Below are 11569 nucleotides of genomic sequence, written 5' to 3' on the forward strand. Positions count from 1 at the left end.
GATTTCTGATGAGTGAACCCCTCCCCGTCAACTGGGCGCGCTTCGGTTGAATTAAGGTGGGTTGTCTCCGCTCGTTCTGCTGCCTCGAAGGTAGCCCGGAGGGCTGGCGCGCGGATGAGCCGTGAGATGCCGCATCAGGTAGCAGTGACTGGGCACAACATTCTCAAATTTAATTGGTTGAAGGGTAAATTCATGAAGGTGCATACGAAGAACACGAAACTGGCGATTGGGTTAGGCATGATGTTGGCTTTGACCGTCAACGTGTTGACGGCCAACGAGGTTCGAGGTGAGATTCAGATGCCCGATCAATGGCGGGTGTTTGTGACTCTTGACCGGGATGATCCTGTGCCGGATCGCGAAACGCTTGAGCAGATTCCCGAGTCGATCGAGGTGAACGGTCGCACGATTGAAGGGCAGTTCGTTGTAACTGACAGCGGGATATTTGATTTTGCACCGCTGTTCGGGGAAGTGAAGGCGGGTAATACCGCTTACGCGTTTCTGGAGATCGAAGCTGATACCCAGCGCGATGTGACATTGGGGATGGGTGGCGACTGGTGGTTGCAGGCGTGGTTAAACGGTGAGCAGATTGTCAGCACGCTTGAGCATGGCAATGATTACTGGCCACCTTTGTACACCGATCACACTGCCGACGTGACGCTGGGGCCGGGGGCGAACGTATTGGCTGTGCGATTCATCAGCGGCAGCGGCAGCTCGGTTTTGGCCATTGGCGGGCCGGAGGAATTGGCTGGGACCCCAGCACGGATCTACGCGGGTGGTGCCGAAACGCCCCAGGGGCTTGACGCGCTCCTGCAGCGGCATGGTCACAAGCCATATGACCTGCTGTATCGTGAGGGGGGGATATTGAATCATCGCATTATCTTTGAAGATCAGGATCACGGCTCTGAGGTGTGGATGCTCGACAATTCGCCGGTGACCGAACACTCGGGCACCGCTTCGGTTTGGCCGGCGTGGAACGCCGATGCCTCGCTGCTTTTCACCCGAGGACGTCGGCCGTTTGAAGACGCCAATCGGCGTCCGCTGTTCAATGCGGATTATTCACGTCTGCTGGAGCATACCGTTGGATATCGCCCGATCTGGGATCGCCAGAATCCGGACATCTTTTTCTATCGTCCCAGTGGGGGCGGGGCTTTGCATGAAGCGAACGCCCGCACCGGTGAAAACCGATTGCTGGCCGAGTGGGAGGCATACCCGCGTGAACGTTCTTATGGCCTGACATCGGACAACCGGTATGTTTTCGTGGACACACCTAACGGGGGCATCTGGCTGCCATACGACCTGCCGGAGAATCCAATTCCCCATATCCAGATGTATGACGGGCGCCCCGGTGGTCTGGACGCAGACGGCAACGCCGTGCCGCCGCGTGATCAGATCGACGACCTGATGTTCCGCGGCAGTCCGCGGGGCAAGGCTGTCGAGGAGCATGACAAGTTTGGGCCCATCATCATGGTGCGCACCGGCATGCTAATCGACCGCGAAACCGGTGAGATCGATTACGTCATCGCGCCGCTTGCCGGTGAACGAGAGTACCTGCGCGCGTTCAGGGACGGCAACATCCATTGGCCGCAAGGACCTGAGTGGGACAAGTACCGTATTCACAAAAGCGATGATCTGGACGAGCTGTTCGAGATCTACCTTTACTACCCGATGCTCACGCACGGCCATGAGGCCCATTCACCCGACGGCCGGTACATGTCGCGCGATGGTACATCAACCGCTCTGATCGACGTGCGCGAGGGTGAGGTCATTGATACCATCCGCCTTTCAGCTGACGGGACCAACTATCACGTGAACTGGGTGAAGCACCCGCGATTTTATATCGGCTGGGTGCGGGGGTGGCATTTTCGGCGCTTCACAAAGCCGGAGCATGCCAACATCGTTTACCAAATTTATACGGACGGAACCGCCCAGCCGGTGTTCAACACGCATCATCAATTCAATGGCTATTATGCCGGCGGTGATTTTTCCATGCAGAGTCCGGACGCCACTAAGATTCACACCGCGTCGAACATGACCGGGCGGTTTCGCACGTATGTGGCGGTTATGGCTCGTCCGCGTCCGCCACGCGAATTGGATTGGCAGACGGATGGTGATGCGGTCCTTCTTTCATGGGAGCCATCGGAGTATAGCCGTGAAACACGCGGTTACCTGGTGTACCGCAGCCAGCGAAGCGGCGATGGTTACGAACTGCTGACGCCTGAACCGGTGGACGGAACGTGTTGGCGCGATGAATCCATCCAGGCGGGTGAGACTTACTACTACGTGGTCAGTGCACTTGAGCATTCCGGGCTGGAAAGCGGGTATTCGATGGAAGCGGCGCGGGCGGGCATCGATTTGCCTTCAGTGATCGATGAGCCTGTGACTGTATATGTGGAAGCTGAAGAGGCACTGTGGGATCTGTACACAACCGATAAGCCGGGTTTGGCGACTGGGCGTGATGTCCGCGACGCATCGGATTGGTACTACATCTACCGGCATCCGGATGCGGAACGTGGCGAAGCGAGCCTCCGGGCGCGCGTGCCGGCCGATGGGCGATATCAGCTTTGGGCGCGTGTGCGCAGCGACGACACGTCCGAGGCGCGATGGGCGCTGCAGATTCAAGGCGATACGCTGGAAGTCTCAACCGATTCCGATCGCTGGATGTGGGTGCATGTCGGCGAGGTAGAGCTGGCGGCGGGCAATGTGACGCTGAATCTGGCGACAGAGGATCGCGGCGCGGGGCTTGACCTCATCTGCCTGAGCAGCGACAGTACGTTCGAACCGCAGGGGCTGCGGCCGGAACATGCGACACCGCCCGCTGCGCCAACGTCGCTTGAGGTTCAAAGCGTACGTTCGCGGACGCATCATCTGACATGGCAGGAATCGGATGATCCTGCGGTGTCGCATTACCAGGTGTATGCAGCGACACAGCCTTTCGATGAGCTTTCACAGCAGCAACTGATCGGTTCGCCAACGGAAGCGGAGCTATTTGACTGGGGACTTCGTGCTGACACGCCGTATTACTATGCGGTGACGGCGGTGGATCGCCAGCGGAATCAGAGTGAGCCGGTGTTCGCTGAGGCGCGCACGCCGCGGCGCGAGGTGGACGAGTTCGAGATCGAATTGTCATTTGTCGATGCAGAACTGGAAGGCTCGTTCGAGCGGTCCGAGGCAGGCGGTCTGCGAAGCGAAGCTTTTGTTGTCCCCCAGGAGCCCAAGCAGAACAGCGCCACATGGCAGATCGACGTGCCGAACGATGGTGATTATTACCTGTGGCTACGTTATCTGCAACGCGGTGACGGAGAGCGTGGGGAGGGTGCACAGCAGCGTATCCATGTGCTTCTGAATGGTGATCGCATCACAACACTTGTGGATCAAGCTGATGTGGACGTTGCGGATGAGATGCTTTCACCGGGCGAGCCGCTTGCTGAGCAGGCGTGGACATGGGCGTGGCCGGGCGAGTCGAATCTGGTTTCGCTGGAACTTCCTGCCGGCGAACATACGCTGAGTCTGGAAAATCTGCATGAGGAGGTTCGCTACGACGTGTTGCTGCTGACGAATGAACCAGCGTTCCGTCCGCTGGATGGCCGAATCAACAGTCGATGAAATAGCGCAGGAGCATGATTCGCGTGCAAAGCACAATGCTGCGATGGGAAGACCATGCTGTTCCCATGGCGACGCGATCTGCTTGACCTGGAGGACGACGATCCTTCACTACTGCCGCCACTATTGGACCTGCAGGATGACGATGAAGTGCCAGAGGAGGCGAACGGCCCCAGCGAGCAGCAGGTGCTGGCGGCCTGCCGCGCGTCCAATGCGTTGCAACCATTCCATCTGCTGACGGACCGTGCCGACAAGGAACTGGCCAACCGCCTCTACCGACTCTGGTTCAATGCCCGGCCCCCCGGAAACCGAACAGGGCGTCAACACGCTGTTCCTCGCCTGCGGCCTTCTCGAATACTACGAGTCGCCCAACAGCGACACGAAGTTCTCCGCCCCCCCTGTTCCTGGTGCCGGTGCAACTGATACGGGAACACACAGACGCCATCTGACAATTGCGGATCCTAGAAGAGGAGGCGATGGCGAACCAGGTCAGGAACACGACGACACGTCAATCGTTTCAAATGAAAGCCCTTTACCCGCATTCTCGGTACCACGAGAGGGGGTGGAAAGCTACTCGTGCCGATTTTCGGCCCAATCACAGGCTCGGGCTGACCTGTGAACATGCCGATCCTACGCATCAGTACCCTACCGATGAGGCGGGTGCCGAGGCTGCTGTGATCGGTAAAGTAGCGGAGGCTCGTGACGTGCTTCAGCACACGCTACGAAACGCCGTGTGGGGAGAAATTCAACGGGCAGCTTAATACGCATACAGCCACTACAAGATCCGTGATCCAGAGCAGAGAGCGCCAGCCGAGGGGGGGGTTAGCAAGTCGGCCGTCACATTAACGACCTAAACGTCGATCACTACTTCGGCGATTCCACTGGTTCAGGTCCATCGGATCACGTCGCGAGATGTACATGATGAAGACTCAATGCTGGGGTTAACGCTTCACCATCTTCGACCATCTGTTATGGCGCAACCCGAACAATCGCGGAATGCGCGCCCGCAGCTGATTCGCGTTCTGTGTGCCTCGTTCACTCGGCCATACGCACGTTGACGCCGCGACGTTGCAACAGCGAACCATCAAGCCGATAAAGTTCAATCACGGCCTGCCGATGCTCCACCATCGCCTGCACTTCCGCGATCTGACTTTCCAGCAGATCACGCTGCGCCTGCGCGACCAGCAGCACCGTTGACGAACCTGCCGCGAATTTCGCCTGCTCCGCCCGCAACGTCGCCTCACGCAATGCCCGTGTCGCCCGTGTCGCCGTAATCTGCTCCTGTGCTCGCTGCACTTCCAGGTGCGCGAGCCGCACATCAAGTTCGACAATCTGCCGCACGTTCGCGACCGCCTCGGCTGCTTGCCGCCGGCTGGCACGGGCAACCTCGTACCGTGCCCGGGCCTCGCGATTGCCCAGGGCCTGCTCGAAACGCGCCCCCACCGTCATGTCGTAGCTTCGGCTACCATCCACCTCGCGCCACGACCGACCCAACGTGTCGGCGTGGCCGGTCTGCCCCAGGCTCGCGAACAGGTCCAACCGGGGCAATAACCCATTGCGCGTCCGCCGTACTTCCAGCCGCCCCTGCTCCAGACGCAAGTGGGCTTCGTTCAGATCAGCCCGCAATTGCACCGCCAACGCCGCGTGCGCCGAAGCCTCATCCAGTGTCTTCAGCAACGGTTCTGGCTCATCCAACAACCGCACCGGCCGATCCCAACTCGGCCCGCCGGGCGGATTCACCAGTCGTAGAAACGCAAGCCGCTCAACCTGCGCCGCCGCCTCCGCAACGATTAACGCCTCCTCACGTAACGCCACCTCCGCCCGCGCCGCAGCCAATTCTGTCCGCGCCAGCGCCCCAGCGGCGATCCGCCGTTCGACGTGATCCTCTTGCGTGCGAGCCACCTCCAGCGCATGCCCCACCAACTCGATCTGTCGCTTCAGCAATACCAGTTGCCAGTACGTCTGCTCAACCTCGGCCACCAGCGATTCGACAAAACCATACAGTTCGTACTGACTGATCTGCGTCTCCAGCCGGGCCTGCCGAATGTCCACCAGATTCGCCCCGACGCTCGCCCCACGCAGCAGTGCCTGTGTCACCGTCAGCCCGACACGCGCCACGTGTTCGGTCGGCTCACCGTCCGGCGACAACCGTTCATGCTGCGCTTCCAGTTCCAACACCGTGCCCGTGGGCACACGCTGAAGGATGCGAGCGTCCAGCAGCAACTGCGACGCGCGATCGATATTACCGTCGTCACCGGTCCGTACGGCAGATCGGCCATACGCCACCTCCATCAGCAGAAGGGGGTCATACGACGCCCGTTCGATTCGCTCAAACTGTCCGACAATGCTCGGCTGAAGCTGCTCCACGCGTAGCGCCCGGTTGTGCTGCACCGCCAGCACCACCGCCTGCTCAACCGACAGCGTGAGCACATCACCCTCCCCCTCGCCATCGCGCCCCCACGCCAAGCTCCCCGTCATCAGCCACACCGCCGCCCATGTCAGAAAGGTCCGCGTCATGCCGGCCTCGCCTCGCGATGCACCAGCGTGTACACGACCGGGATCAGCACCAGCGTGATGATCGACGCGCTCAACAGCCCGCCAATCACCGCCCGCGCCATCGGAGCCTGCGCTTCGGCGCCTTCGCCCCACCCCAGCGCTAACGGTGACAGTGCCAGCGCCGTGGTCAACGAGGTCATCAGGATCGGTCGAAAACGTCGCCGTCCCGCTTCACGCACCGCTTCGCGAGGCGACATCCCCTCGCTGTGCAGTCGCGTCGCCTGATCGACAATTAGAATCGCGTTGTTCACTACGATCCCGGCGAGCATGATACAGCCGATGAACGTCTGCACATTGAATGTCGTGCCCGTCAACAGCAGCATGACCACCACCCCGATCGCGGCCATCGGCACGGTAAACATGACCACCAGCGGATCGCGCAACGACTCGTACAAACACACCAGCACCATGTACACCAGCAGCAACGCCAGCAGCAGGGCGAAAAGCAGTTCGTAGAACGCGCGTTGCTGCTCTTCGTAGTCGCCCGCGATAACCACCTCGTAGTCCGGTGGCAACGGCAGACCGCGCAGCTGCTCCTGCACGTCGGCCACGATTGACCCCAGATCGCGGCCGGTCACGCCGGCCGTCACCGAAGCAATCCGCTGCTGGTCCCGGCGGTCGATCACCGTCGGGCCACGTGTGCTCTGGGTGGTCACCACGTTGCCCAGAATGATCTGTTCACCACGCCCGTTGGCCAATGTCAGATCGAGCAATTCGTGCATGGCCATGTGCTCGGCATTCGCGAGTCGAACACGAATCTGATGCTCATCACCGCCATCGCGAAAATCACCGGCGTTCACGCCCCCGATCGCCGCCTCCAGCACGCGGCCGATCTGGTCCACGCTCAGATTCAAATCCGCCGCACGAGCGCGGTCGATACGGAACAGCTCCTGCGGCACGCCCTCTTCGCGCGTGAACTGCACATCCGTCAAGCCGTCCACGACAGCGATTCGGCGAACCACTTCCGTGCCCAGTTCATCGAGAATGTTCAAGTCCCAGCCACGCACCTCGATTTCGAGGTTGTCCGCGTCATCGCCCGCACCCGCGCGCAGCACGAACAACCCCTGCCCCGGCCGGGCCCGCACTTGCGTGCCGGGAATGTGCGCCAGTGCCGGCTGAAGGTCTGTTGCAATCTGTTCGCTTGTTCGAGTCCGCTGCGCAGCAGGCGCGAGTGTGAGCGTGATGTCGCTGGTGATCGTCGCCCCGGGCCGCCATGTCGACGAACCCGCACCTACGCTGACGACCATGTGCTCGATCTCCGGCACTTCCCGTCGGAGGATGGCTTCAATCCGCCGCGACTGCCGATCGACCACGTCCAGTCGCGTGCCCACCTCCATCTCGGCCGTGATGCGAACCTCGCCTTCGTCCGTGCTCGGCATGAACTCCGAACCGATCTGCGGCAGCAGCAGAAGGCAGCTCGCAAACGCCACCGCGATTCCGCCCAGCCATACGAGCCGACGCTTCAACGCCGCATCCAGCAGGCGACGGTACCGTTGCTCCGTCGCCTCGAAAATCTGACCGCTGGCGATATACGCCCGTCGTCCCCAGCCCGCTGTCGTCCCTTCCACACCCTGGTGTGCCTTGGTCAACAGCCGGGCCGAGAGCATCGGCACCAGCGTCAGTGCCACGAACAACGCACACACCAGCGCGAAGCTCACCACGTAACCGAGTTGCTGAAACATCACCCCGCTCACACCTTGCAGGAAAATCAACGGCAGGAAAATGATCAGCGTCGTAATCGTGCTCGCCACAATGGCCGGCGTCACCTGCTGTGCCCCCTTCACCGCCGCTTCGCGCATGCCCAACCCTTGCTCACGCAAGCGGTAGATGTTTTCGAGTACCACGATCGAACTGTCGACCATCATGCCCACCCCCAGCGCCAGTCCGCCGAGCGTCATTAGATTGAGCGTGAAGCCCGCCAGGTAGATCAGCGAAAAGGTCCCGATCACCGAAATGGGAATCGCCACCGCGATTACCAGCGTGCTGCGAATGCTTCGAAGAAAAAACAGCAGCATCAGCACCGCCAGCGAGCCGCCGAAGATCACCGAACGACTGACGTTGTTGATCGAGCGTTCGATGAACTGTGACGTGTCCACCATCGGCACGAGCGTGATCTGTGGAATGTCGCGGTTGATCCGCTCCACCTCCCGCTGCACCGCGCGGGCAACCTGGACTGTGTTGCGGTCCGGCTGCTTGCGGATCGCCAGCCGAACGCCCGGCTCATCATTGATGCGAATGTACCGTGCCCAGCGCGCGTGCGTATCCTCCACATTCGCCACTTGGCTGAGGTAGATCGGGGCGCCGTCGCGCAGATCCACGACCGTGTTGCGCAACTCGTCAACACTCGCAAACTCGCCCGGCGTTCGCAGCGTGATCTCGAATTGATCACGCTCGATCGAGCCGGCGGGCACATTCACATTCGCCGCGCGCACCGCCTGCACCGCGTCGTCCAGCGTGAGGCCCAGCGCACGCATCTTGTCCTGATCCACGTTAACCTGGATCTCACGATTCAACCCGCCCCAGCGGTTCACCGCCGCAACGCCGGGAATACGCTCGATGCGCTGACGGACCTGATTGTCGATCAGCAGCCGCATCTCCACCGGATCGTCCGGCCCGATCGCGCCGAGTATGACGATCGGAAACTGCGAGACGTCAAACTTGCGCAACTGCGGCCGACCCGCATCCTCCGGTAGATCATTGACGATGCGATCAAGGCTGTCACGAATGTCCGCCGCCGCCGCGTCAAGGTCCATCCCCCAGGCAAACGTCACGCGCACCGTGCTGTTGCCTTCCGACGACATCGAACTGATCCGCTCCACGCCCGGGATCGCCGCCACTGCTTCCTCAACGTGACGGGTTATGAGTTGTTCGATCTCTTCCGGACTGACGTCGCCATACGATGTCGAAACCGTCAGCGTCGGATACGTGACATCCGGCATCAAGTCGATCGGCAGCCGCGACAGCGACACCGCGCCCAGAATCACCACGATCAACACAACCATCGTGGTGAACAGCGGCCGGGCGACGCTTTCTTCCGTTAATCGCATACGAACAAAACGCTCCCGACTCCATGGCGTCAGCGCTCGACCGCCGCTTGGAATGAAACAACACAATCATCCTTCTGCCACATGCGCACAACCATGCCCTGCGCCGCTGCTCACAACTCATGGCACGACATGCAACGAAACACTGTCAAGCGTAAGTCAACGTGCCGCAGTCGCGGCCACCCCGGCCATCAGATCGTCATCGACCACAAGGATCGGGCTGCCGTCACGCACCAGATGCTGGCCCAGCACGACAACTTCACCATTCAGGTCCGCCGGCTCGATCACCTGAACCAATCCGTTGGCCTCAATGCCCGTCTCAATCGGCACAAAACGCACCGACTCACGGTCTGTCGTCACGAATACGCCCTGCCGATCGTCACGCCGCAGTAGCGCCGAACGAGGCACGAGCGTCGCCTCCGACGCTTGGTCAAACTCAAGTTCCACCCGCGCGAACATGCCCGGGTTGAGCACGCGCTCGTCGTTCGCCACCTCCACCACCACTTCGGCCTGGCGCGAGGTCTCGCGAAACACCGGCGACAATCGCGTCACCGCGCCCGCAAACACTTCGTCCGGTAGCGAATCCACCCGCACCTCGGCCGTCTGGCCCACCGACAGCCGTTGATAGTCCCGCTCCGTCACAAAAAACACAGCCCGCAACGCCGTCAGTTCGACCACGCTCACGACCGCCGTGTTTGCCGAAAGCATCGCCCCCTCATCGACAAAACGCTGCGCCACGACACGCGGCTGCTGATGACCATTGTCCGGCCACGTCGCGCGAACTTTCGTGTCATCCAGCCGAACCTCCGCCGCACGCAACGCCGCTTCCCGCTGGCTCACCTGCGCCTCGGCCACCCGCAATCGCGCCTGGTTGGTCTGATACTGCGAACGCGAAGCATCCATCTCCGCATCCGAGGCCACATCCTGCTCGCGCAACGAACGCACGCGCCGATGCTCGCGGTCAGCGGTGTCCAGCGAACTGCGTGCCTCCTCCAGATTCGCTTGAGCAACGGCCAACTCCGCCTTGGCCTCTTCCACATGCTGGGCGAAGTCGCCCTCGTCCAGCCACGCGACCACCTCGTCGCGCTCGACGGTGTCGCCGATGTCGACCTCCATCCGCTCCAATCGACCGGATATCTTGGGCGCTACATCGAAGCGCGCCCGCGCCACAAGATTGCTCGCGAACGTCGAGGTGTCACGGATCGGGCCATGCTCAACCGCCACAACCTCAACCGCGACAGCGTTGGTATCGCTCGACAAAGGACCGTGTCCTTCGCCGACCGAACGACCGTACACAACCCACCCCGCTCCCAAGGCCAGCACAAGTACGCCGACCAGGGATGCGTATCGCCATCGTCGCCTCATACTCAAATCCTCTAAGGTTCACACACGGCCGGTCCACACGCCCATTGCGCGAACCTCAACATGCCGGCGAAGCAGAACCGCGCCGACGAATCGTAAGGGTACGCCCGACCCCGCCGACCGGATTCATCCAGTCATCACAACGAGCCACGGGTTGGTGGTCTCCATACCTTGGCCCCCTTGACCTTCGCCGCCGTGCCTTCCAGCGGCAACTACAGGGAAGGCGGCGGGGTATTGTGAACTTGTTCAAACCCAGCCTATGTGGCCCGTTGAGAGACATCTAGCGGGGGGCTCGTGACGTACTCCGGAACACGCTACGCCACGCAGCGTGGGGGCGAATCCGGCAGGCTGCTTAAGAACCCATTGCAACCCCTCCCCCCAAGTACGAACATCGAAAACTGAAGAGGTGTGCGAGATCAACCTTCAGGTTGGCAACCTAAACGTCGACCGCTACATCAACGGCTTCTGAGACGCACGGGAGCGTGCTCCTCGCCATAAAGACCTGCCCGTTAGGGTATTATGACATCCACGGCGTGGTGCCCCCCCCCTCGCCCCCCCCCCCCATGATCTGGAATCCATCACGCATGGTAGCGGACGCAATGCTCATTTGTTACGTATAATCACCCGCCACCGCGCTCTTGTAGAGCGCCTCCGCATTCGTCGCACCGACAACCGCTTGGCGAACATCGGCGCTGGTCAAATCCAATACGCGCAGCTTGCCGCCTGTTTCCGCGACGGCCTCGATGCGGCGGTAAATCTGCGAATGGGTTTCGGCGTAGCACGCCAAGCCTTGCAATTTAGGTAAGGCGTCGGCCAAGTGGAAGCCATGCGGGTCAATGATGTCCGCCACAATCTGGCCATCCTGCTCCGCGAAGAAAATGAAATCCGGCCTGACGATTTTCGTATCGTCACCATCGGCATAGGAAATGCCCAGCGAATCCTGGCTGGGGCGGTCGGGGTTGCGATACCAGAACTTGAAGCCGCCCCGTTCCATTTCAGCCGTTAGA

Annotated in this window: 7 protein-coding genes; 2 read left to right on the forward strand and 5 right to left on the reverse strand. The window is 61.0% G+C overall.

The window, feature by feature from the left end:
* Window positions 1–12: 12 nt before the first annotated feature.
* On the forward strand, window positions 13–3603 hold the full coding sequence (locus ACERK3_17730) for a fibronectin type III domain-containing protein (GenBank protein MFA9480115.1): 3591 nt from the start codon (window positions 13–15) through the stop codon (window positions 3601–3603).
* A gap of 120 nt (window positions 3604–3723) precedes the next feature.
* On the opposite strand, the gene ACERK3_17735 is transcribed toward ACERK3_17730, so the two are convergent.
* The gene (locus ACERK3_17735) at window positions 3724–3924 is read right to left on the reverse strand and encodes a hypothetical protein (protein MFA9480116.1); all 201 of its coding nucleotides are present in this window, start codon (window positions 3922–3924) and stop codon (window positions 3724–3726) included.
* Between ACERK3_17735 and ACERK3_17740 the strand changes: the two genes are divergently transcribed.
* Entirely contained in the window at window positions 3890–4219 is a 330-nt protein-coding gene (locus tag ACERK3_17740; protein MFA9480117.1) for a DUF4011 domain-containing protein, read from the forward strand. The genes ACERK3_17735 and ACERK3_17740 overlap by 35 nt on opposite strands.
* A 416-nt stretch (window positions 4220–4635) precedes the next feature.
* Here the strand turns inward: ACERK3_17740 and ACERK3_17745 are convergent, their stop codons facing one another.
* From ACERK3_17745 to ACERK3_17760, 4 genes are all read right to left on the reverse strand, one after another.
* The gene (locus ACERK3_17745) at window positions 4636–6117 is read right to left on the reverse strand and encodes a TolC family protein (GenBank protein ID MFA9480118.1); all 1482 of its coding nucleotides are present in this window, start codon (window positions 6115–6117) and stop codon (window positions 4636–4638) included.
* Window positions 6114–9203 (reverse strand): efflux RND transporter permease subunit, encoded by a 3090-nt coding sequence (locus ACERK3_17750; GenBank protein ID MFA9480119.1) that lies wholly within the window; start codon window positions 9201–9203, stop codon window positions 6114–6116. The genes ACERK3_17745 and ACERK3_17750 overlap by 4 nt, the downstream gene beginning before the upstream one ends.
* A gap of 156 nt (window positions 9204–9359) precedes the next feature.
* A complete protein-coding gene (locus ACERK3_17755; protein ID MFA9480120.1) occupies window positions 9360–10460 on the reverse strand; it encodes an efflux RND transporter periplasmic adaptor subunit in 1101 nt (366 codons plus the stop codon).
* Between the two features lie 712 nt (window positions 10461–11172).
* On the reverse strand, window positions 11173–11569 hold a 397-nt coding region (locus ACERK3_17760; GenBank protein ID MFA9480121.1), incomplete at its 5' end, for a type III restriction endonuclease subunit R.

Source organism: Phycisphaerales bacterium AB-hyl4 (assembly GCA_041821185.1).
GTDB classification, from domain to species: Bacteria; Planctomycetota; Phycisphaerae; order Phycisphaerales; family Phycisphaeraceae; genus Natronomicrosphaera; species Natronomicrosphaera hydrolytica.

Excerpts from the sequence above, each read along its gene's own strand:
- ACERK3_17740 (MFA9480117.1), top strand. The coding sequence starts at position 3,890 with ATGCCCGGCCCCCCGGAAACCGAACAGGGCGTCAACACGCTGTTCCTC.
- ACERK3_17745 (MFA9480118.1), bottom strand. The coding sequence starts at position 6,117 with ATGACGCGGACCTTTCTGACATGGGCGGCGGTGTGGCTGATGACGGGG.
- ACERK3_17750 (MFA9480119.1), bottom strand. The coding sequence starts at position 9,203 with ATGCGATTAACGGAAGAAAGCGTCGCCCGGCCGCTGTTCACCACGATG.